A 21,084-nucleotide genomic window follows, 5' to 3' on the forward strand; every position below is an offset into this window, starting at 1 on the left:
ATCAGACACGACCGGACCGTACCGCGACCGCGCCAGCTCACGGCTACCGCGTTGCGGTGGCCAGTGCCGCGCGGACGGCGTCCTCGCCGGCCGGTTGTCCCTTCTCGTCCGAGAACGGCCCGTACGGGGTCCCCCACACCGGCGTGCCCGTAGCCTGCCGCCAGCCATCGGCCAGCGGTCCCGCGTCCACCACGCCGTACCCGAGGGATCCGATGAACTCGTTCACCGTCTCCTTCGCCGACGCGGAGTCCCCGGCGACCGGCAGGTACGAGCGGTCCGCCGCCCCTGCCGGGCGGGCGAGGGACAGCAGGTGCTCGAAGAAGATGTTGTTGAACGCTTTCACGAGCACGGCGTCCGGGATGTACCGCAGCAGCAGCTCGCTCGACGTGAGCGACGTGCTGTCGAGCTCGGGGATGCGCCCGTCACGCTCGGGGCCGTAGTTGCACGTGTCGATGACCGTCTTCCCTGCCAGTGGCGCGGCGGGCAGGCTGGGAAAGGCGCTGACCGGCACCGTGACCACGACGATGTCACCGGCCTCCGCGGCCTTCCGGCTCGTCGCCGCGGACGCCCGCGGACCCAGTTCCGCAACCGTGTCCGCGAGCGTTTCGGGACCGCGCGAGTTGCTGAGCACGACCTGGTGCCCGGCCGCGACGGCGAGCCGCGCGATGGCACCGCCGATGTTTCCGCTCCCGATGAATCCCACAGTCGTCATATTCCGTCCCTCCAGAAGAGCCGAACCCTTGTCATCGGCCGGACTCGTCGCGATGCGGGTTCGTGCCGTCAGGTGGCGGGGAAGTAATGGCCGTTGTCCACATCGGCGAGCAGGCCGGGGTGGGCGGGTTCCCAGCCCAGAGCCCGGCGGGTGATGAGATTGGACGCCGGATAGTTCTGCGTGACCATGTGCGCGAGGAACCCGAAGTACCCCGGCACCATCAGTACGTCGGCGGGAACGCTCACGACGGGCAGGCCCAGACGGCTGCCGATGGCCTCGGCGATCTCGCGGAGCGGGATGGCCCCCTCCCCGACCGCGTGCCAATATTTACCGGCCGTCCCCTTCTCCAACGCCAAGCGGAACAAAGAGGCGACATCGCGGACGTGCACGGCGTTCCACAGGTTCGCGCCGTCGCCGGGGTAGCCGACGTAGCCCTTCTCCTGCGCGAGCGCGATCAGCTGCACGAGGAAGCCGGACCGATCGGTCGTACTGTGCGCGATGTTGGCGATCCGCACGACCGAAGACCGCACTCCCCGCTCGGCGAGGCCGACCACGGCGGTTTCCACGTCGTTGCGAACCCGCAGGGTCCCCTTGTATCCGTCGCCGCCGGGGAGGGCCGGGTCCTCCTCGGTGACCGGTCGGCCCAGGTTCCCGGCCGAGCCGATGCTCCCGGCCGCGACCAGCGGCTTCCCGGTTCCCGCGAGTGCCTCGCCGTACGCGAGCATGATCGGGAGCTCCGCAGCGGCCACGGCGTCGATCCCGCCGGACGGAAGCAGATCCTGTCTGTGCGCGACGTGGATGACTCCGTCGGAATCCGCGGCCGCCTCCTTGAGCCCGTCGAGATCCTCGAGGTCGCCGCGACGCACCTTCGCGCCGAGCGCGGACACCGCCGCCGCAGCCGTGTCCGACCGGGCCAGGCCGGTGACCTCGTGCCCGGCGGCGATGAGCTCGGGAATGATGTACGAACCGGAATGGCCGGTCCCGCCAGTGACGAAAACGCGCACGCTACTGCTCCTTGTGAATGATGTGGCGCGAGAAGTGGTGGTGCGGGTGCGCTCAGCTGAGAATTCTGACGCCGAGGGAGAAGTCGGTGTGCCTGAGAGAGTGGGCGACGAGGCCCAACTCCAGCAGGCCGGCGTTCTCCAGTGCCCCCGCCATTGACAGCTGGCCGGTGTCCATCGGGCGCATTCCCATGCTCTCGATGAATGCTGACACGCGTGCCTTTGCCTGTGGGTCGTCCCCGGCGATGAACACGTCCAAGGGGCGGCCTTCGACCGGGTCGGCGGCCAGAACATGGGAGAAAAGGGTGTTGAACGCCTTGACGACATGCGCGCCGTCAGGGGCGGCCTTGGCGATCTCCTGTGCGCCGGAACTGCCGTCGGGGGTGGCAAGACCCGTGAAATCAGGGGTGAAGGGGTTGGTGATGTCGATGATGACCTTGCCGCTCAGCGCGTCCCCGTGCTCCCTGACCACCGCCGCCGCACTGGCGTACGGCACGGCGAGGACAACGATGTCCCCGGTCGGGACGGCGCCGGCCGTCCCGACGGTGGCGCCGCCGAGCGCGGCGGCCAGTTCCTCGGCCCTGGCCGGGTCGCGGCCGATGATCTCGACGTCGTTGCCGCCGGCGAGCGCCCGGCCGGCCAGGGCGCCGGCCATGTTCCCCAGGCCGATGATACTGACGCTGCTCATTGGTGTGTCTGCTTTCTCGATCTGGATAGGAAACCATTCCCACCGTCGTTATCAACGTTTGCTTCGCCGACTCCGTCGAACAACGCGATGGGCCTGGATCACTTCATGATGCGCCCGTTCCGGCCCTGAATCCTGCCGCCAAGCCCGGCGTCGAAATCTTACGCCGAATTCACTCTTCCCCCGGGCACATATTCAGGATGCCATTGGTGTGAGTGGGTGTCCAAGACCTCTTTCAGCTGTTGCGATACCCTGGAGGTATCGTCGGCCGGGAGGCTCCATGGATCTGGACCTGCGCAAGTTGCGCTACTTCGTCGCCGTCGCGGACAGGCTGCACTTCGGCCGCGCCGCCGATGAGCTGCACATCGCGCAGCCCGTGCTCAGCCGGCAGATCCGCGCGCTGGAACAGGACCTCGGCACCCCGCTGCTGACAAGGGACAGCCACGGCGTGGCGCTGACCGACGCCGGCAGGCAGCTGCTGACCGACGCCGGCCCGCTGCTGGCCTCCGCGCACGCGGTCCGGCGCCGGGTGACCGTGGCAGCGCGGGCCGTCCAGCGGCTGATGATCGGCTTCCGGGCGGGCATCGCGATCGCCCCTGCGACACGGCTGTTCGCCGCCCGGCACCCGGACGTCCTGGTGGACGTGCAGCGGATCGAAGGGGACGACCAGGCCCCTATGCTGCTCGACGGCCGTATCGACGTCGGCTATGTGCGTCCGCCCATGGCCGAGGCCGGCCTGCGCGTCGCCCCGCTGTACACCGAGCCGCGGGTGGCGGTGCTGCCCGCCGGCCACAGACTGGCCGGCCGGGAGCAGATCACCGAGGCCGAGCTGGCCGGCGAGCCGCTGGTCTGGCATGGGGACACCAGCACGCAGCCCACCAGGCGGCCGCACCCCAACGCCGGGTACCTGGTGCGCGGGGTGGACGAGACTCTCGAGCATGTCGCGGCCGGCCGGGGCATCTCGTTCATGGCCCGTTCGGCGACCGTGTTCTACTCCCATCCGGACATCAGCTACGTGCCCGTCCCGGATCTGGCGTCCGACCAGGTGTGCCTCGCGGTGGCGGCATCGCACACCTCGCCGTTGGTCGACGACTTCTTCGCCGCGGCTCAGGAGGCGGCCGAGATCACGGCAGAGTGTGGGAACTATGAAATGTGGCAGCTCGGAAAAAGCGCCGTTCCGATGAGGTGATCTCGGAGGAATCGCATCGGATGCCCGTCTCCCGACCACACACGTGCTGGACATGACCACCGGCCTCGGGGTTCCCGCGTCCAGCGCACACGGCCTGTCCGGCGCTCGTCCAGTGCCCCGCGGTGGCCGACCACGCTGGTGAAGAGGCCCTCACGCCCGATCTGCGCGAGCTGCGACCCTACCCGGCCCGGCTGGCGGCGGGCCGGGCCGACGTCGGTCAGCGCCTGGGCGCCGCCCGCCCGGTGGACTTTCACGACACCGCCGCACCGGACACCCCCGGCGGCCACCTGCGCGGGCCGGTGGCGGCCGTGGCAGCGAGCGGCCACACGCCCTACGCCGCCGAGATGCACACCGCCGCCACCGGTGTGTACGTGGTGAGCGTGGTGGTTCCCGGCCTGGAACGCTTCTTCGCGGTCACCGGTGGCACCCCGGTCGTTCCCGGTCCCCGGGCGCACGCTCAGCTGAGCAGCCCGACCGGGAGCGGCGGCATCGAGTTCCCGGGGTAGACCGGTTCGGGGTCGAGAACACCGGAACGCACCCCCGCCCAGACATCGACCGGTGCGGGCGGCGCCGCGTCCTCCAGCCGGTCGAGGTCGGCGCGCCCCCTCAGTCCAGGTCGGACATGTCGAGCACGAAGCGGTAGCGGACGTCGTTGCGTTCCAGGCGTTCCAGGGCCGTGTTCACCTGCGACGACGGCAGCAGTTCAATGTCGGCGGTGATGCCGTGCTCGGCGCAGAAGCCCAGCAGGGCGGCGGTGGAGGGGCGGCCGCCGCTGCCGGCGGAGCTGAGCCTCTTGCGGCCGATGAGCAGCTCGGTGGTCTCCACGGTGACCGGGCCGAGGTGCCCGAGGTGGCTGAGAGTGCCGTCCATGGCGACGGTGCGCAGGTAGGGGGTCAGGTCGTGGGGGGCGGAGACGGTGTCGACGACCACGTCGAACCGGTCCCGGACGGCTTCCATCTGCGCGGCGTCGGTGGAGACGACGAATCCGTCCGCGCCGAGGCCGTACGCCTCGTCGGCCTTGTCCGGTGTGCGGCTGATGACGGTGGTCGTGGCGCCGAGCGCGGCGGCCAGCTTGACGGCGAGGTGCCCCAGGCCGCCCAGCCCGACCACGGCGACCGTGCTGCCCGGGCCCACCCCGAGGGCCCGCAGTGGCTCCCAGACGGTGACGCCGGCGCAGAGCAGAGGGGCCGCTCCGGCCGCGTCCAGACCGGCGGGCAGGCGGTGGACGAACGTGTCGCGGACCACGTACTCGCGGGAGTAGCCGCCCAGCGTGGTCGCCCCGTCACGGCGGTCGGTTCCGCCGTAGGTCAGGGTCGGGAAGCCGCGGCAGAAGTTCTCCTGGCCGGCCCGGCACATGGGGCACGTGCCGCACGAGTCGACGATGTTGCCGACGGCCACGGGGTCGCCCGGGGCGAAGCCGGTGACCGCGCTGCCGACCTCGCTCACCGTGCCCGTGAACTCGTGCCCCGGCACCAGGGCCCCGTCCGCGTCGCTCTTGTGGGCGCGCAGGGCGTGCAGGTCGCTGAAACAGACGCCGCAGTAGTCCACGCGCACCGCGACGTCGTCCGGACGCAGGTCCCGGCGCAGGAGGTGTGTGCGGCGCAGGGCGTGGGTCGCGGGGTCCGCCTGCCATCCGATGGTGGTGCGCATATCTCTCCAAAGACAGACTGTTCGGTCTATTTGAACCTAGGCGGTCGGGACCGGATACGCAAACAGACTGGTCTGTCTGCTAATGTGGCGGCCATGCCCGAACAGCCATCGAGCGCGCGCGGGGCCGCCACGCACCGGCGGATCGTCGACGCCGCCACACAGGAATTCGCCCGGTACGGCATCGCCGGAGCCCGCATCGAGCGGATCATCGCCGCCGCGCGGACCAACAAGGCCCAGCTCTACGGCTACTTCGGCAACAAGGAACAGCTCTTCGACGCGATCTTCTTCGCCTCGCTGGAGCGCATCATCGATGTCGCCCCCATCGACGCCGGGGACCTGGCCGACTGGGCCGTGCGCCTCTACGACGAGTACCTGGCCCGTCCCGACCTCATCCGCCTCGCCACCTGGGCCCGCCTGGAGCGGCGCCCGAGCGGGCACCTCGTCGCGGAGCACGAGCGCTACGACGACCACAAGCTCGGCGCCATCGCCGAGGCCCAGGCCGCCGGGCGCGTCAGACAGGGCGACCCCTTCGACGTGATGGCCGTGGTCATCGCCATGTCCATGGCCTGGTCGCCGGTGAGCAACGTCTACGCCGCCACCGCGACGGAGCCGCAGGAGGTGCACGAACAGCGGCGCGACCTGTTGCGGGACTGCGTCCGCCGCGCCGTCGCCCCGGAACCGGCGGCGTCCCCCGAGCCGTGAGCCGCGGGCGCGCCCGGGCAGCGGCCCCGTACCTGCGGGGCCGGCGCGGTGCTCCTACCCGGTCGCCTCACCCCTTCCCGCGGTCGTCCCCTCCCGTCCGGGGGCGGCGGGCCCGGGGCACGGAGTCCAGGACGAGTTCGTAGGAGTGGTCCACGAGGTCCCGGACCATGTGCGCGGTGATCTCCTCACCGGCGCCCACGGAGGTCCAGTGGGTCTTGTCGAGGTAACGGCCCGGAATGATCGAGGGGTACCGGCGCCGTAGGGAGCGGCCGTGGTCGGGCTCGACCTTGACGGTGATGATGCGCTCGTCGGGGTCGTCGGTGACGATCAGGAAGACCTTGCCCGCCACCTTGTACACGTCCAGCTTGTCGACGAAGGGCCGCCCGTGATCGGTCCCGGGCAGGTCCCGGGCCGTACTGCGCGCGGTCTGTTGGAGCTGCTCCCCGGTGATGGCCATGTCCACTCCTCAGGTCCGTCGCGAAAGTGCGCCCCTGCCGTCCGCGGGACCGGTCCGGCACGAATGTCGGACGTGTCCGCCAGGCTCCGCTCATGGAGATGACGCTGCAACTGACGATCGACTGTTGCGACCCGCGGAGACTGGTGGCGTTCTGGAGCGAGGCTCTGGGATACATACCCGAACCTCCGCCGGGCGGCCATGCCACGTGGCGGGAGTACTGGGCAGCCACGGGGGTGCCCGAGGAGGAGCTGCCCGCGGGTGCGGGCGACGTCCCGGAGTCGATCGTCGATCCCGCAGGGCGAGGGCCCCGGGTGTGGTTCCAGCAGGTTCCCGAACCCAAGGCCGCCAAGAACCGGATACACCTCGACCTGCAGGTCGGCGGCGGTCGCGACGTCCCGTTGGCGGTGCGCGCGCAGCGGGTCGCCGCCACGGTGGAGAGGCTGGTCGAGGCCGGCGCCCGCGTGCTCCGGACCACGGACGAGCCGGACGCGGGGCAGTACGCGGTCCTGATGCAGGACCCCGAGGGCAACGAGTTCGACGTCGTCTAGGGATCGTTCGGCCGTGCTGCTCACGGCGTTCGCCGCGACGAGGACGGCCTCGAACCACAGGGAGCCGCCGCGCCGCCCGGCCTCGAACGCGATGGACGGGGGGCTCCCGTCACCGCCCGACGGCCGGGTGCGGCCCGGTGGTCAGTCCGCCGCGCGAACCTCCGAGCGCGCGGCCGGCTTTCCCGACGGCGCCCCGACGGGTCGGCGGGACCGGGGCAGGTTGCCCACCACGAGCCGGTAGGACTCGGTCACCAGTTCCCTGACCAGGTCCTTGTCGATCGAGTCGCCGGGGGCGAGCGTGATCCAGTGCCTCTTGTTCATGTGGTAGCCCGGCGTGATGTCGGCGTGGGTCTCGCGCAGGGCTTCGGCCTCACCGGGGTCGGACTTGAGGATCACGACCGGTTTTCCGGGGGCCTCGGTCATCAGCATGAACACCTTGCCCCAGACCTTGAAGACCTCCCAGTCGGGTCCGAACGGGTGCTCCAACCCGGCATCCACCAGGGTCTCGGCGTGTTCCTGGGCCGTGTCCTGCAAGGTTTCGCCGTCCATCGCCATTCTCCGTCCTCGCGTGCTGCGCCCGCGTGCCGTCGCCCTGTGCCCCTCCTACCCGGCCCGACCGGCCCGCACAGGCCGTCGAACCGCGTGAACGCGCTACGGGCTCCGGCGTCGTCCCGGCCGCCGGGGACAGGTTCCTCCCCTGCCGGGGAACCGACGCGTGTGGAACGGTACTCCCCATGGGAGACGCACCGTGACCGCGCCCCGTTCGCGTTCCGTCGGAGCCGCCCCGGCCCCGCGCAGCGGCGCAGGGGCACGGAGGCGGGGCGGCGGCCCCGTCCGGAGGTTAGGTCCCGACGCGTCCCCCGGCCAGGGACCAGGCGCCGCTCAGTGGTCGCCGCTGAAAGTTCGTCGGGGTTCGAGGTGACGGTTGGTTGTGCGGTCTGGAGTGCCCAGGCGCGCAGACTGCCCAAGAGCCGCGATCGCTGTGGTTCTAGTGGGACAGCCCCAGCTCACCTGCCCGCAGCCCGGCCTGGAAGCGCGAGTCGGCCTCGAGTTCGGCCATCAGCTCGGCCACACGCCGCCGGTAGGTGCGCAGTGAGACGCCGAGCCGTTGTGCCGCCGATGCGTCGGTCAGGCCCGAACCGAGGGCTTCGAGGATCATCCGGCCCTCGGCGTCGAGGTGCGGGACGTCGCTGCGCAGATAGGTTTCCAGATCGACGGCGGTGTCCCAGATCGCCCGGAACAGCGAGTGGACGCCGTCGACCAGGATCTGCGACGTCGTCACGGTGTACTCGCGGCCGGTGGGGGCCTCCTGGCCGGCGAGGATCATCACCCTCCGGTCGATGAGGATGGTTTCGTGCGGCAGCGGCGAACGGCTGATCCGAACGAGAGCGCCCTTGCTCCGCACCAGCCGCAGGTGCGCGCGGGCCTCCTCGTCGGCAAGTGCCACCGGGCTGAGCAGCTTTCGAGGGATGAGGCCGGTGCTGTCCGCAGCGCGCATCCGATTCCGGACCGCAGCCCTGGCCCCGGGTCGCGACCAGGTCTTGAGATCTCGGGCGGCGCACAGGAACTCGGTCCGCGCGGTCTCGAAGAGATGACCGGCGCGCGCGGTCAGCTCCGCGCCTCCTCGCACTGAAAAAACCTCTTCCTTCCGCATCCCGCCAGTCTGGCAGCAAGCTGCCACGAGCTCGCTGGGCGCCGTGGCGGCGGACACCATGAGCGTCATGACGATCAAGACCTTCACCCTTGGCGGAGAACTGACGATCAACCGGCTTGGCTTCGGCGCGATGCGCCTGGCGATGGGAACCTTCGCCGGCCCGCCGCGAGATCCCGATACGGGCGTCGCGGTACTCCGCAGAGCCGTGGAGCTGGGAGTGAACCACATCGACACGGCAGGCTTCTACGGCAGGGACGCGGTGTGGGCCAACGAGCTGATCCGTACGGCGCTGGCCCCTTACCGTGACGACCTGGTGATCGCGACGAAGGTGGGGCCGCTGCCCGGACCGAACGGTGTGCCGATCGGGCAGGCGACGGCTGATCAGCTGCGCGGCCTGGTCGAGACAGATCTGCGTTCTCTGGGTCTCGACCGGCTCGACCTGGTCTATCTGCGGGTCGGCGGGACGACCGGCCCGGGTGAGGAGTCGATCGCCGAACGGTTCGCGGTCCTGGCCGAACTCCGCGCGGAGGGACTGATCCGGAACCTGGGTGTCAGTAACGTCGACGCCGTCCAGCTGGCGCAGGCCCGGAGGATCGCGCCCGTCACGGCGGTGCAGAACCGGCACACCGGCGACACGGGGTTGCTGCCCGAGTGTGAGGAGGCGGGCATCGCGTATGTGCCGTACTTTCCGCTCGGCGGCGGCGTCGGCGGCCCGCTCGACGCCGAACGGCTGGGCGAGGTCGCGGCACGCCTGGGCGCGACCACCGCGCAGGTCGCGATCGCCTCGCTGTTGGCGAAGTCGCCGTCCGTGCTGGCGATTCCGGGCACCGGTTCTCTCGACCACCTGGAGGAGAACCTCACGGCGAACGATCTCCGTCTCCGTGACGAGGACGTGGCCGCCCTGCGGGGTTGATCGACCGGCTCCGGAAGTCAGCTCGGCTGCCATGCCCGTGGCCGCCGCCCGCCCGATATCCCCGACCGCCACTGATCCGCGCCGGTCGAAGAAGGCAGTCCGGGGCTACACGACCGAGCACCGGCTCCGTGTGCGCGCAGATCGTGCCGCACGCGGCCCGCGGGCTGCCGAACGCGCGGATGGCCGGGCGGGGCGGCGTGCACGTGAACACCGTGCGCACCCGGCGGAGCCGTTTCACCGAGGACACCACTGACGGCCTGGCGCAATCCTGCGCCGCCATGGCAGCTTGGTCCCAAGGACTTCCGGAGCCGACCTGAGGTTGGAAGCATGCTCTCTTGGGCGCAGCTGGCGGTTTTCGTACCCGCGGCGTTGGCGGTGGCCGCCTCGCCCGGAGCCAACAACCTGCTCGCCTTCCGCAACGGGCTGCGGCAGGGCCTGCGTCCGGCCGCCGTCGCGCTCCTCGGACGCTTCACCGCGTTCGCCCTCATGCTCGGTGCGGTGACCACCGGCCTGGGGGCGCTCCTGCACACCTCCCGGACGGCCTTCGAGGTCCTCCGCGTCGTCGGGGCGGCCGTCATGGTCGGACTGGGGGCGTGGGTGGTGTGGTCGGCGCGCGCCGCCTCCGCGCCGAACGGGTCCGCACCCGAACGGGCGGACGAGGGCACCCCTGATGCGGCGCCGTGGAAACTCGCAGGGCAGGAGTTCGTCACCGCCGCTGCCAACCCCAAGGCGCTCCTGCTGTTCACGGCGTTTCTGCCGCCGTTCGTCTCTTCGGGGACCGGCGTCGCGGCCGGGGTGCAGCTGGTAACGCTGGGCGCGCTCTACATCGTCTGCGAGGCGGTCACCGCACTGGTCTGGGCGACCGCGGGGCGCGTGCTGGCGGGGCGCCGCCTGCGGCCGGTGACGCTGCGTCGCCTGGACCAGGCGTCCGGAGGAGCATTGATCGCGTTCGGCGGAGGGTTGGCGCTGACGGACCTGTCACGTCGGTAGATCCGGGGGCCGCCTACGGCGTCACCTCCCCGGCCCGGTGTCCTTCGGGTCGTCCGGGGCCCGTGGGAGGCGCGTCACGGTCGAACCGAGTGAGCCGTCGTCCTCGTGTCTTCGCACGACACGCGTTCGCGCAGGTGTGAATGGGTAAGGGCGGCGGAACGGTCGGGAGCCCTCACGTGAGGGCTCCCGACCCGGGGTCGGGGGCACCGACGAACTGGCGGTCTCCGCCCGGCGTCGCTGACCTCCGACCCGCACTGAGGGTCTGCGCGGCCTCCTTGCCGGGCCCGGCGGACACGGCCCGACCGGCAGGGCCCGCCCACAGTACGGGCAGCAGCACGAGCCCGAGTACACCGAGGAGCTGATGACATGGAGATCCTGCGACGACAGCCCAGCGCCAAGGCGCCGGAAGAGGTGTTCACCGGGGATGCCTGGTGGGACGTGATCTACGCGGGCCGGGAACCCTCCCGGGCCCGTCTGAACCTGGTCCGGTTCGCGCCGGGCGCACGCACCCACTGGCACTCGCACGTCCTGGGCCAGACCCTGCACATCGTCTCCGGGATCGCGCTCGTCCAGTCGCGCGGCGGGCGGGTCGTCGAGGCCCGCCCCGGCGACACCGTCCACACCCCTCCCGGGGAGGAACACTGGCACGGGGCCGCCCCCGACGCCTTCATGGAGCACCTCGCCCTGTGGGAGGGCGTCGTCGAGTCCGACCTCCCCGAAACGGTGTGGTTGGAAGAGGTCACCGACGACCAGTACGACGCGCCCCGCGCCACCGGGCGCTGACACCCGGCGTCCCACCGGTCCCCGCCCGGCAGCGGCGGGGAGCTGTGCCGTGCCCTCTGTTCCGGCCGTCGGCGCCGCGGCGCGTGCGCGGGTGAGGAGGTGACGCGGCGTCACTGGTGTCGTGTCGGAGCAGGGCGAATACTGGACCGGACCCCGGGGCGGGGTCACGGACACGCCCGCACGGGGGCCGGGCGCGCCGATGCCGGGGAGAGACGGTTCCGCGCCCCGGCCGACCGGGCGCCCCTGGCGGGACGGACGCCGAGGAGACGACGATGGAACCGACACTGCCGCAACGGCTCTACCTGCTCAGCTACGACACCGGCAAGAACCGGTTCGACCCCGTCAGCACCGCCTACCGCGGCCACCTGCTGCGCGCCGCGGCGCTGACCGAGCTGATCCTCGGCGGCCTGCTCCGTGCCCGGGACGGCAGGGCCGAGCGCGACGCCTCACGCACGCCGGAGGACCCGTTCCTGGCCCAGGTGCTGGACGGCCTGTCGCCGCACGAGCCGGGCCACTGGGTCAACGCCGTCCCGGACCGGGAGTGGAAGGCCGAGAGCGCCGTGCGCGAGCAGCTCGTCGCGAACGGGACGATCACGGTCGACCGCGGCCGGGTACTGGGGATCTTCCCGACCCTCGAGGTCACCCTCGAACACCCCGAGAAGGTCCGCCGGCTGCGCGAGCGCGTGCACGAGGCCGTCCGCTCCGAGCACACCGTGGCGGCCGCCCCCGCCGAGGACGTGGCCCTGGCCGCGATCGCGGCCGACGGCGACGTCTGGACGGTGTTCACCCCGCAGGAGCGCCACGAGCACAGGGCCGGGTTCAAGGCGGTCCACGAGCGCTTCGGCGCCGAGGTCCCCGGGATGCGCAACGCGATCCTGGCGGCCGTCGTCAACCGGCGGGCGGGAACCGCCTAGCAGGCGGTAGCGGCGCGGAGGGCGACGCGTGGTGACCGGCCCCGGCCCGCCCGTCGCCCCTCGCCGGTCGGCCTCGTACGCCCCGCTGTTCACCGCCCCGGCCGCGTGGCGGCGGGCTCGGGGGCCTCGGTCGGCTCGGGCTCCCAGCGCAGCAGGTCCCCCGGCTGGCAGTCGAGCACCGTGCACAGGGCGGACAGGGTCGTGAAGCGCACCGCCTTGGCGCGGCCGTTCTTGAGCACCGCCAGGTTGGCGGGCGTGATCCCGATGCGGTCCGCGAGTTCCCCGACGGACATCTTGCGCTTGGCCAGCATCACGTCGATGTCGACGACGATCGGCATCAGATCACCTCGTCGAGCTCGCCCCGCAGGCGGGACGCCTCGGCCTTGCTCTCGATCGCCTGGGCCAGCAGCGCCCTCAGCACGACCACGATGAGCGCGACCCCCAGGAGCGCCGTGCCCACCCCGCCCACCAGCAGGACCACGCCCGGCGGCACGGCCTCGCCCGGGGCCATGACGAACCCGAGCCCGAACACCAGGAGGGCGGCCGCCACGATCGCGCCGATCATCACGTCGACGTAGCGGAAGGCAGCGCTGGAGAACACGGTTCCGCGCCGCACCCTCGTCACCAGGAGCCACACACAGACCAGGACGGTCTGGACCGCCACGATGCCCAGGAACACGATCACGATCACGGGGGTGCGCACGAGCACCGGGTCGGCTCCGGCCTCGCGCAGGCGGAATCCCCGCTTGGGCTCGCGGGGGCGGCGGGGCCGCCCGGTGCTCACCCGTCGGCTCCGGCCCGGGCTCGGCGGCCCTCGAGGTGGGAGCCGCGCCAGTCCAGGCACACGACGGTCGCGTCGTCCTCCGGGCGCTTTCCGGAGGCGTCGGTGACCGCGGCGGTCAGGGTCCGTACGACCTCACGGGGGTGGTCGTCGGCGGTGTCGCGGATCAGACGGGGCAGGTCGACGGTTTCCGCCCGGCGGTCCTGCATGCCGTCGGTGTAGAAGACGAGGCGGTCGCCGGGACGCAGGTCGAAGGCCTGCACGTGATAGGCGACGGATGCGGACATACCGAAGGGCAGGTCGACGTCCAGGCCGAGCTCCTCCACCACCCCTTCGCGCAGGAGCAGCGGCCAGGGGTGTCCGGCGTTGACGATCTGCGCACCGGTGCCGTCCAGGGCGATGCGCACCAGCTGGCCGGTGGCGAACGAGTGATCGCCGTGGTCCAGGAGGGCCCGGTGGGCCTGATACGCCTGCTCGGCCAGGTCGGCGCCGGCTCGGCGGGCGCTGCGGGAGGCGTTGACCAGCAGGGTGGCCATGAGGGCGGCGTTGACGTCGTGGCCCATGGCGTCGGTGATGGACAGGTTCAGGGTGTTGCGGTCCAGGGAGTAGTCGTAGGTGTCCCCGGCGACGGAGTCGGCGGGCACCAGGGCCGTGGCGAGGACGAACTGGGCGGCTTCACAGGAGGACGCGCTGGGCAGGAGGTGGCGTTGGATCTCGCTGGCCAGGCTGATCGGGGTGGTGCGCCGGCCCCAGTGGTAGAGGTCGGTGAAACGGCGGTCGGTGACGATGATGTACGCCAGCGCGTGCGCGGCCCCGCGGACCTCGTCCAGGATCTCCCCCGTGACATGGGGCAGGGTCAGCTCCAGGATGCCGATGACGTCGCCGCGGTTGGTCACCGGGGCGAGCACCCGCTGTCCGTGCCCGCCCCCGCGGCCCCGCACCAGTTCCTGGGTGCGCAGCACCTGGTCGTAGACGCTGCCGGCCAGCGGAATCTCCTCGGGGTGGCGGTCCGCCCGCGTGACGGTCTCCTCCCCGACCCGCACCACCTGCTGGCCGACCATGTCGGCGAACAGGAACGAGACCGCGTGCGCGTCGAACCGGTCGCGTAGATTGCGCGCCACCACGTTGAGGGACTCCATCGGCGCGGCGTCCTCCGCCTCGGCGAGTATCTCCGCCAGTCCGAGCCGGTCACCTGCCATCGTCGCCCCCAGCGTTTTCACGCATTCGCCCCACACCGACCGTGCGTACCACCTTCCCCCGCCCACACCGGCTACACCTCGGGCAACAGGCATCCTGACCAGCGCGTACTGCTGTTTCCGAAGGCCGCCGGGAGCGCGGTCGGCCCGCGGGGCGGCGGTCCGGGGAGCGGGAGACAGGTGCGGACGGGGAGGTCCGGGCGGAGAGGTCCCCGGCCGGCCCTCCCCCGGAGCGGTGCGGCGTTCGTGCGATGCGCGCCTCGACCACGGCGCCGGGAAGCGGGGCCGCGGTCGGCGGCCCCTCCCCTGCTCCACGGTCACCTCGAAGGTTCCGAAGTCGGCGGCGTGCGGCGTCACGGAGTCCGCGTCCTCCGGCGGGGCCGAGAAGTGGACGTGGACAAAGGGGCCCGTCGCCTGCCGAGCAGTGGACGTCAGAGGCGCCGTCCACTGGGATCCCCGTGGACGGCTACCGTTACCCGCTCGTTCAGCTCTCCCTGGCCGAGAAGCGGTAGAAGGACTGGACCGCCCCCTGGTCCGTCGCGAACGAGGAGACCAGGTGCGGGCGCAGGGGGCCGGGCTCGGGCCCGAAGAGGGGGATCCCCTTCCCGAGGAGCACCGGAACACGGGTCACGGTGAGGTCCGAGAGGAGACCGGCGGCCAGGAACGCCTGGACGGTGCGACCCCCGTCGGCGTAGGCGCGCTTGACCCCGGCCTCGGCGAGGGCCGTCCGCAGCGCGGGGACGTCTGGATGGACGGTCACCGGCGAACTTCCCAGGTCAGGTCGCGGTCCGGCGGGCAGCGTCGTGGAGAGCACATGGATCGGCGTGCCCCGGTAGTGGTCCCCCGTGAACTCCCGCATGGTGTCGTAGCTCGCGCGCCCCATCGCCAGGGCGTCGACGGTGGCGAAGAACTCCTCGTAGCCGGTGTTGTCGAAGACGGTCAGCCAGTCCAGCTCGCCGTCGGGCCCCGCGATGTACCCGTCGAGGCTGCAGCCGAGGAAGGCGTGAAAAGTGGTCATGCCCGAACCGTAGCGGCGTCCCCGGGGCTGCGGCCTGACCGATCTTGCGCTGTTCGGGCCGTGTCCCGGGTCGGGGAGCCCGGTCCCACGGCCCGGCCCGGTCGAGTGCACATCCCGGTCCGCGCGGGGCAGAACACCACCCGCGCACCGTGCCGACCGAGCGCGTCCCGCACCCGCGCACCGAACCGGCCCCCACCTTCGGCACCGGCATGGCCCGGGCCCCGGACCTCGGCTCAGGACGACGAGGTTGCCGGGCGCTCCTTCTCAGCCCTGAACACGTTGGTCGTAATCCCTTCGGCGCGCCTGTATCTCGTCCGCGTGGTCGACCGTCCAGTCGTACAACCGGCCGAACGGCTCCCGCAGGGATTCGCCGAGCGGGGTGAGGGAGTACTCGACCCCGACCGGCGAGGTCGGCAGCACGCGGCGCACGATCATCCCGTTGCGCTCCAGTCGGCGCAGGGTCTGGGTCAGGACCCGCTGGGTCACGCCCTCGAGGCGGCGCTTGATCTCGTTGAACCGGGTGGGCTTGTCGAGGACCGCCATCACCATCATCGACCACTTGTCGGCGATCTGGTCGAGGATCGGCCGGCTGGGGCAGTCGGACCTGTAGACGATGTCGGTGCCGGCCTCGCCGCCGGTTTCAGAAGTGGCCATATCGGTATCCTTCGCGATCCTTACGATGCCGAAAGTGCGTTATTGACGTCGGTCGTCCACCACCGCACTGTAAGTATGCATCGGGAACCTAGATGCCTATCAGGTACGGATCGGAGACCCCCATGAACCACGACGCCTACGCGACCCTGCGGGTGAGTCGCGAGGACGGCATCGCCCGCGTCACCCTCGACAACCCGCCCGTCAACGTCCTGGACGCCGCCCTGATGGCCGACCTCCGGCGCCTGCTGACCGCGCTGAAGGACGACGGCTCGGTCCGGGTGATCGTGTTCGACAGCGCCGATCCGGAGTTCTTCATAGCCCACGTCGACATGTCGCTCGTCGACACGCCGGACGCCTTCGACGAGATCGCGGCCGACCTCCCCGACGGCGTCAACGTCTTCCAGGCCCTGGGAGAACTGCTCCGGCACCAGCCCCAGGTGACCGTCGTCAAGCTCGCCGGGAAGGCGCGCGGCGGCGGAGCGGAGTTCGTCACGGCCGCGGACATGGCGTTCGCGGCGACCGGTCGCGCGGGGCTCGGCCAGATCGAGGCACTCATGGGCATCGTCCCCGGTGGAGGGGGCACGCAGTACCTCGCCGACCGGATCGGCCGCAACCGCGCCCTGGAGGCGGTACTGGGCGCCGACCTCTACGACGCCGAGACCGCGGAACGCTACGGCTGGGTGAACCGGGCCGTCCCCGCCGACGAACTCGACGACGTCGTCGACCGCCTCGCCCGCGACATCGCAGCCCTGCCCGAGGGGGTGATCGCGGCGGCCAAGCACGCCATCGCCCCCCAGGACATGGCCGAGGGCCTCCTGCGGGAGCACGCCTCCTGGGCCGGCCAGATCGTTCGCCCCGCGGCAGAGCGCCTGATCCGCGGCGGTCTGGCCCGCGGTGCCCAGACCCGCGGCGGCGAGCGGGACCTCGAGGGTCTGTTCCGAGACATGGCCGGGTAGGCCCGGACCGGGGTCCCACGCGCCCACCGGTGTCCTGTCGGTCCCGACAGCGTGTGGCCTGCCCACTGCATCGGAGGCCGAGGTGGTTGACCGTCACACCGCCGTGCCGGTCGGGTTCCATGCCACCGGACTCATCGACGCGTGAAGGTTCCCCACGGTCGTAGCGGCGATGCTCGTGTTCGACTGCTTCTCCGCGGCGGCCCCGAACAGCTCGTTCACCGGCTTCGCGGCGGACGCGCGGCGGATCCGGTATCCCTTCATGGCCGCCTCGGCGCGGTGCGCGATGAGCATGTGTCGACCGGTGCCACGGGGGCGCCCATGACGTTTGCGGGGTGAACCGATGACGCCGCGTCACTGGTGGGCGCGGCGGGGTGACAGCAGTCTGAGGGGGTGCCTCCCGACTGCGACGGCCGCCCCCCACAGCGGGGGCGACGGGCTGCCGGGAGGCGGGAATCCGCTACCCAGGAGGCTGCACACGTGGAACGACAATGGAGCACGGCTCGGAGTGCGCCGCTGACGGCGCTGGTCCTCCTCGCCGGTTCGCTGGTCGCGGCGGCGCCCGCCGCGGCCGACGACCGGGACGGGGGTCCGGTGCCGGAGGTGGAGTGGGGCGCGTGCCCCGCCGACGTCCCCGCCGGGCCGTACCCCCTGGAGTGCGGGACCGTGCCGGTGCCGGTGGACTACGGCGCCCCCGAGGGCGCCGGGATCGACATCATGGTCTCCCGCCTGGCCGGCGAGGCACCGGGTGAGCGGCGCGGCATCCTGATGCTCAACCCTGGCGGCCCGGGCGGCTCCGGTCTGTCGATGCCCGCCGACCTGGCCGCCCTGGGTGCGCCCGCCAGCCTCTTGGACACCTATGACCTGATCGGCATGGACCCCCGCGGGGTCGGGCACTCCGCACCGGTGAGCTGTGGTTTCACCACCGACCAGGCGTACTACGGCAACATTCCGCCGTACGCCGTCGACGACGCGGCCATCACCGACCAGGCTGTGACCGCCGAGGCGGTCGCCGACCGGTGCGCGGCCAACGACGCCGACGGGCTGCTGCCCCACATCTCCACGGCGAACACGGCCCGCGACATGGACCGGATCAGGGCAGCGCTCGGCGAGGAGAAGGCCAGCTACTTCGGGGTGTCCTACGGGTCGGCGCTGGGCGCCGCCTACGCCTCCCTGTTCCCCGGGCGCACGGACCGGATCGTGCTCGACAGCAACATCGGCGACACCTTCCTCGGCTACGACGGCATGCGCCGGTTCAGCCTGGGCTTCGAGGAGGCCTTCCCCGACTTCGCCGCCTGGCTGGCGCGGCGCGACGGCAGCTACGGCCTGGGTGACTCGCCGGAGCAGGTACGGGAGACCTACTTCGAGATCGCGGAGCGACTCGACGAGGCGCCGGTGGCGGGCGTCGACGGCCCGGCCTTCCGATTCGCCTCCTTCATCGGACTGTACGGCGAGCCGAACTACGCCCGGACGGCGCAGCTGTGGCAGGCGCTGGACAGCAGCGACGAGAGCGCGGTCCAGCGGCACCTGGACGGAGCGGCCGGTGGCGGTGAGGAGGCGGCCGAGCCCGTGGCCGCGGACAACGCCTGGTCGGCGTTCCTCGCGGTGGCCTGCAACGACTCCGAGTGGCCGGAGGACCTCGACGCCTACCGGAGCGGCGTCGCCGAGGACCGGGAGCGGTACCCGATGTACGGCGCGGCCCCCGCCAACGTCACGCCGTGCGCCTACTGGCACCACGAGCCGGCCGAGGCGCCGGTGGAGATCACCGCGGAGGGGCCGGACAACGTCCTGATCGTGCAGAACCTGCGCGACGCGGCCACCCCCTACGCCGGCGGCGTGATGCTGGACGAGAAGTTCGGGCAGCGGTCGCGGCTGGTGAGCGTCGACGGCAACGGGCACGGCGCCTACCTCTACGGTGACAACGCCTGCGCCTGGAACGTCACCACGGGCTTCCTCGTCGACGGCGAGTTCCCGGAGCGGGACGTCTCCTGCGGGGCCTCCGCGAACGCCGGCCCGGAGTCCGGCAGCGGGGCGGAGCTGTTGCGGACCCGGACCCTGGACCGGCTCCGCGACACCGCCTGACACCGCGCGGTCGGGGGCTGTCGCCCCTGGGCGCCGGGGGCGGACCCGCCCGCCCCCGGCGCTCCCCTGCCGACGCCCCCGGCGCACGCGCTTCCGGGGTCGCCGTGGCCAGGCCCCGGACACTCCCGGGCCCTCGCCCCGTCCCGGCGCCGCGCCCCTGTGACAGAGGGGCCGGCCCGCGCGACGGGCGCCGCCCGCCCGGTTCAGCTGCGGTGCGAGCGGGGCCGGCCCCCAGGGCCCGGGGTTCCGGGGCGCGCCGTGCGGCGCGCCCCGGAACCCGCGGTCACAGCGCGGCACGCACGCGTTCGCCGATGCGTCGGACCGAGACCCCGTAGCGGTCGTGGAGCGTGGGCAGGGCGCCCGCGTCGAGGAACTCGTCCGGCAGGCCGATGGGCGTCACCTGGCGGGTCACGCCCCTCTGCACCAGCGCGGAGGCGACCGACTCGAAGAGGCCCCCCACCACGGAGTGGTTCTCCAGCACGAAGACCTTCCGGTCGGCCGCGACCTCGGCCAGGACGGTGTCCACGTCCAGCGGCTTGATGGTCGGCGTGTGCAGGACCGCCGCGCCGATGCGGTCCTTCTCCAGCGCGGCGGCCACGCGCAGGGCGCGCTCGGTCATCAGCCCCGAGGAGATGAACAGGACGTCCGAGCCGCCGCGGAGCAGGGCGGCCCTGCCGAGGCGGAACTCGTAGTCGTACTCGTCCAGCACCGTGGGCACCGCACCGCGCAGGATGCGGGTGTAGGTGGGCCCCTCGTGCGCGACGAGCTGGGGGACGGCCTGGGCGATGTCGACGGAGTCGCAGGGGTCGACGACGGTCATCCCCGGGATCCCGCGGAGCAGGGCGACGTCCTCCGTGGCCTGGTGGCTGGGACCGTAACCGGTCGTCAGCCCGGGCAGGGCCGCGACGATGTTGACGTTCAGGCGCGGTTCGGCGATGTCCAGGCACAGGAAGTCGTAGGCGCGGCGGGTGGCGAAGACCGAGTAGGTCGAGGCGAAGGGCACGAACCCCTCCTGGGCCAGGCCGGCCGCGGTACCCATCATGACCTGCTCGGCCATGCCCATCTGGTAGAAGCGGTCGGGCATGGCGTCGCGGAACACGTGCATGTCGGTGTACTTGGCCAGGTCCGCGGACAGGCCCACGATGCGGGGGTCCTCCCGCGCCGCGGCGAGCAGCGCGTGCCCCAGCGGAGCCTGGGCGGTGCGCGCGCCGTCGTCGGCGATCGAGGCGATCATCGCGTCCGAGGTGAGTCGCTTGGCGGTGGTGGCGCTCATGCGCTGTCCCCTTCCTTGAGCTGTTCGCGGGCCGTCTGCCACTCGTCCGGGGCCACCCGCATGAAGTGAAGCTTCTCCCTGGACTCCAGCATCGGCACGCCCTTGCCCATGGTGGTGTCGCAGATCAGGGCCTTGGGCCGGCCGCGGTGGGCCTTGAGCTCGTCCAGTGCCGCGAGCAGCGCGGCGACGTCGTTGCCGTCGACCCGCAGGACGTGCCAGCCGTTGACCCTGAACTTGTCGTCGGCGGGCTCGGTGCCCATGACCTCCTGCGCCGGGCCGTCGGCGACCTGGCGGTTCATGTCCACGATCGCGATGACGTTGTCCAAGCCGTGGTGGGCGCAGGCCTGCACGGCCTCCCAGGTGGATCCCTCGCTGAGCTCGCCGTCGGAGAGCAGGTTGTACACGTGCGCCGGGTTGTCCTTGCGGCGCAGCCCCAGGGCGATCCCCACGGCGACGCCGAGCCCGTGGCCCAGGGAGCCGCCGGAGACCTCCATGCCGGGCGTGTAGGTGGACATGCCCGACATGGGCAGGCGCGAGTCGTCGGTGGCGTAGGTGTCCAGCTCCTCGACGGGGATCACGCCCGCCTCGGCCAGCGCCGCGTACAGGGCGATCGCGTAGTGGCCGATGGAGAGGAGGAAGCGGTCGCGCCCCTCCCACCCGGGGTCCTCGGGACGCAGGTCGAGCTGGTCGGCGTAGAGGGCCGCGAGGACGTCCGCGATCCCGAGGGCCTGGCCGATGTAGCCCTGCCCCTGTACTTCGCCCTGGGTCAGGGCGTTCAGCCTGATCCGGTACGCGGCGGCCCGCACCCGGTCGGTCCGGGCGGTGTCGACCCCGCTTCCGGGCGCCGTGGCGGTCTGGTTCATCTCGGTCCTCCTGGTCGGGTGGTTCGGTCGGTGGTTCCGGGGGGCGATCCGGTGGTTCGTCCTGGC

At 71.9% G+C, this 21,084-nt stretch carries 25 protein-coding genes; 10 read left to right on the forward strand and 15 right to left on the reverse strand.

Annotated features, from left to right (window positions below):
* Nucleotides 1-43: 43 nt before the first annotated feature.
* From ACQPYD_RS18825 to ACQPYD_RS18835, 3 genes are all read right to left on the reverse strand, one after another.
* A complete protein-coding gene (locus tag ACQPYD_RS18825; protein WP_433696896.1) occupies nucleotides 44-712 on the reverse strand; it encodes an NADPH-dependent F420 reductase in 669 nt (222 codons plus the stop codon).
* 68 nt (nucleotides 713-780) lie between these two features.
* A complete protein-coding gene (locus tag ACQPYD_RS18830) occupies nucleotides 781-1,716 on the reverse strand; it encodes an SDR family oxidoreductase (RefSeq protein ID WP_433696897.1) in 936 nt (311 codons plus the stop codon).
* 52 nt (nucleotides 1,717-1,768) lie between these two features.
* Complete coding sequence (locus ACQPYD_RS18835; protein ID WP_433696898.1) at nucleotides 1,769-2,401, reverse strand: NADPH-dependent F420 reductase; 633 nt, start codon at nucleotides 2,399-2,401, stop codon at nucleotides 1,769-1,771.
* Nucleotides 2,402-2,678: 277 nt separating this feature from the next.
* Between ACQPYD_RS18835 and ACQPYD_RS18840 the strand changes: the two genes are divergently transcribed.
* Nucleotides 2,679-3,587 carry a LysR family transcriptional regulator gene (locus ACQPYD_RS18840; RefSeq protein WP_433696899.1) on the forward strand — a complete coding sequence of 303 codons (909 nt, stop codon included), beginning with the start codon at nucleotides 2,679-2,681 and terminating at the stop codon, nucleotides 3,585-3,587.
* A 122-nt stretch (nucleotides 3,588-3,709) separates the two neighbouring features.
* A complete protein-coding gene (locus ACQPYD_RS18845) occupies nucleotides 3,710-4,093 on the forward strand; it encodes a hypothetical protein (protein ID WP_433696900.1) in 384 nt (127 codons plus the stop codon).
* Nucleotides 4,094-4,193: 100 nt separating this feature from the next.
* Here the strand turns inward: ACQPYD_RS18845 and ACQPYD_RS18850 are convergent, their stop codons facing one another.
* The gene (locus ACQPYD_RS18850) at nucleotides 4,194-5,237 is read right to left on the reverse strand and encodes an NAD(P)-dependent alcohol dehydrogenase (protein WP_433696901.1); all 1,044 of its coding nucleotides are present in this window, start codon (nucleotides 5,235-5,237) and stop codon (nucleotides 4,194-4,196) included.
* Between the two features lie 93 nt (nucleotides 5,238-5,330).
* On the opposite strand from ACQPYD_RS18850, the gene ACQPYD_RS18855 reads away from it, so the two are divergent.
* A complete protein-coding gene (locus ACQPYD_RS18855; RefSeq protein WP_433696902.1) occupies nucleotides 5,331-5,939 on the forward strand; it encodes a TetR family transcriptional regulator in 609 nt (202 codons plus the stop codon).
* A 67-nt stretch (nucleotides 5,940-6,006) separates the two neighbouring features.
* On the opposite strand, the gene ACQPYD_RS18860 is transcribed toward ACQPYD_RS18855, so the two are convergent.
* Nucleotides 6,007-6,396 carry an MmcQ/YjbR family DNA-binding protein gene (locus tag ACQPYD_RS18860; RefSeq protein WP_433696903.1) on the reverse strand — a complete coding sequence of 130 codons (390 nt, stop codon included), beginning with the start codon at nucleotides 6,394-6,396 and terminating at the stop codon, nucleotides 6,007-6,009.
* A 98-nt stretch (nucleotides 6,397-6,494) separates the two neighbouring features.
* On the opposite strand from ACQPYD_RS18860, the gene ACQPYD_RS18865 reads away from it, so the two are divergent.
* Nucleotides 6,495-6,944 carry a VOC family protein gene (locus tag ACQPYD_RS18865; protein ID WP_433696904.1) on the forward strand — a complete coding sequence of 150 codons (450 nt, stop codon included), beginning with the start codon at nucleotides 6,495-6,497 and terminating at the stop codon, nucleotides 6,942-6,944.
* A gap of 141 nt (nucleotides 6,945-7,085) precedes the next feature.
* On the opposite strand, the gene ACQPYD_RS18870 is transcribed toward ACQPYD_RS18865, so the two are convergent.
* Entirely contained in the window at nucleotides 7,086-7,493 is a 408-nt protein-coding gene (locus ACQPYD_RS18870) for an MmcQ/YjbR family DNA-binding protein (protein ID WP_433696905.1), read from the reverse strand.
* A gap of 439 nt (nucleotides 7,494-7,932) precedes the next feature.
* Nucleotides 7,933-8,667 carry a DNA-binding response regulator gene (locus tag ACQPYD_RS18875; protein WP_433702088.1) on the reverse strand — a complete coding sequence of 245 codons (735 nt, stop codon included), beginning with the start codon at nucleotides 8,665-8,667 and terminating at the stop codon, nucleotides 7,933-7,935.
* On the opposite strand from ACQPYD_RS18875, the gene ACQPYD_RS18880 reads away from it, so the two are divergent.
* From ACQPYD_RS18880 to ACQPYD_RS18895, 4 genes are all read left to right on the forward strand, one after another.
* A complete protein-coding gene (locus tag ACQPYD_RS18880; protein WP_433696906.1) occupies nucleotides 8,666-9,511 on the forward strand; it encodes an oxidoreductase in 846 nt (281 codons plus the stop codon). The genes ACQPYD_RS18875 and ACQPYD_RS18880 overlap by 2 nt on opposite strands.
* Nucleotides 9,512-9,838: 327 nt before the next feature.
* Nucleotides 9,839-10,501, forward strand: coding sequence for a LysE family translocator (locus ACQPYD_RS18885; RefSeq protein WP_433696907.1), 663 nt, complete (start codon nucleotides 9,839-9,841; stop codon nucleotides 10,499-10,501).
* 366 nt (nucleotides 10,502-10,867) lie between these two features.
* The gene (locus ACQPYD_RS18890; RefSeq protein WP_433696908.1) at nucleotides 10,868-11,284 is read left to right on the forward strand and encodes a (R)-mandelonitrile lyase; all 417 of its coding nucleotides are present in this window, start codon (nucleotides 10,868-10,870) and stop codon (nucleotides 11,282-11,284) included.
* Nucleotides 11,285-11,556: 272 nt separating this feature from the next.
* Nucleotides 11,557-12,198 (forward strand): GOLPH3/VPS74 family protein, encoded by a 642-nt coding sequence (locus ACQPYD_RS18895; RefSeq protein ID WP_433696909.1) that lies wholly within the window; start codon nucleotides 11,557-11,559, stop codon nucleotides 12,196-12,198.
* Between the two features lie 89 nt (nucleotides 12,199-12,287).
* Here the strand turns inward: ACQPYD_RS18895 and ACQPYD_RS18900 are convergent, their stop codons facing one another.
* From ACQPYD_RS18900 to ACQPYD_RS18920, 5 genes are all read right to left on the reverse strand, one after another.
* The gene (locus ACQPYD_RS18900) at nucleotides 12,288-12,536 is read right to left on the reverse strand and encodes a helix-turn-helix domain-containing protein (protein WP_433696910.1); all 249 of its coding nucleotides are present in this window, start codon (nucleotides 12,534-12,536) and stop codon (nucleotides 12,288-12,290) included.
* Entirely contained in the window at nucleotides 12,536-12,982 is a 447-nt protein-coding gene (locus tag ACQPYD_RS18905; RefSeq protein ID WP_433696911.1) for a DUF2975 domain-containing protein, read from the reverse strand. Before ACQPYD_RS18905 ends, ACQPYD_RS18900 begins: the two co-directional genes overlap by 1 nt.
* Nucleotides 12,979-14,178, reverse strand: a complete 1,200-nt coding sequence (locus tag ACQPYD_RS18910) for a PP2C family protein-serine/threonine phosphatase (RefSeq protein WP_433696912.1) — start codon at nucleotides 14,176-14,178, stop codon at nucleotides 12,979-12,981. The genes ACQPYD_RS18905 and ACQPYD_RS18910 overlap by 4 nt, the downstream gene beginning before the upstream one ends.
* Before the next feature lie 481 nt (nucleotides 14,179-14,659).
* Nucleotides 14,660-15,193, reverse strand: coding sequence for a dihydrofolate reductase family protein (locus ACQPYD_RS18915; RefSeq protein WP_433696913.1), 534 nt, complete (start codon nucleotides 15,191-15,193; stop codon nucleotides 14,660-14,662).
* 264 nt (nucleotides 15,194-15,457) lie between these two features.
* On the reverse strand, nucleotides 15,458-15,847 hold the full coding sequence (locus ACQPYD_RS18920; protein ID WP_433696914.1) for a winged helix-turn-helix transcriptional regulator: 390 nt from the start codon (nucleotides 15,845-15,847) through the stop codon (nucleotides 15,458-15,460).
* Nucleotides 15,848-15,939: 92 nt separating this feature from the next.
* Here ACQPYD_RS18920 and ACQPYD_RS18925 point away from each other — a divergent pair, with 92 nt between their 5' ends.
* On the forward strand, nucleotides 15,940-16,803 hold the full coding sequence (locus ACQPYD_RS18925) for an enoyl-CoA hydratase/isomerase family protein (protein ID WP_433696915.1): 864 nt from the start codon (nucleotides 15,940-15,942) through the stop codon (nucleotides 16,801-16,803).
* Between the two features lie 93 nt (nucleotides 16,804-16,896).
* On the opposite strand, the gene ACQPYD_RS18930 is transcribed toward ACQPYD_RS18925, so the two are convergent.
* Nucleotides 16,897-17,094: a hypothetical protein gene (locus tag ACQPYD_RS18930; RefSeq protein WP_433696916.1), complete on the reverse strand. Its 198-nt coding sequence runs from the start codon at nucleotides 17,092-17,094 to the stop codon at nucleotides 16,897-16,899.
* A 186-nt stretch (nucleotides 17,095-17,280) separates the two neighbouring features.
* Here ACQPYD_RS18930 and ACQPYD_RS18935 point away from each other — a divergent pair, with 186 nt between their 5' ends.
* On the forward strand, nucleotides 17,281-18,882 hold the full coding sequence (locus tag ACQPYD_RS18935; protein WP_433696917.1) for an alpha/beta hydrolase: 1,602 nt from the start codon (nucleotides 17,281-17,283) through the stop codon (nucleotides 18,880-18,882).
* Between the two features lie 283 nt (nucleotides 18,883-19,165).
* Here ACQPYD_RS18935 and ACQPYD_RS18940 read toward each other — a convergent pair whose 3' ends face one another.
* Together ACQPYD_RS18940 and ACQPYD_RS18945 are read right to left on the reverse strand one after the other, a co-directional pair.
* Nucleotides 19,166-20,155, reverse strand: a complete 990-nt coding sequence (locus tag ACQPYD_RS18940) for a transketolase family protein (protein WP_433696918.1) — start codon at nucleotides 20,153-20,155, stop codon at nucleotides 19,166-19,168.
* Nucleotides 20,152-21,018 carry a transketolase gene (locus ACQPYD_RS18945; protein ID WP_433696919.1) on the reverse strand — a complete coding sequence of 289 codons (867 nt, stop codon included), beginning with the start codon at nucleotides 21,016-21,018 and terminating at the stop codon, nucleotides 20,152-20,154. The genes ACQPYD_RS18940 and ACQPYD_RS18945 overlap by 4 nt, the downstream gene beginning before the upstream one ends.
* Nucleotides 21,019-21,084: the final 66 nt, after the last annotated feature.

This window comes from Nocardiopsis sp. CA-288880 (assembly GCF_050955985.1).
Lineage (GTDB): Bacteria > Actinomycetota > Actinomycetes > Streptosporangiales > Streptosporangiaceae > Nocardiopsis > Nocardiopsis tropica.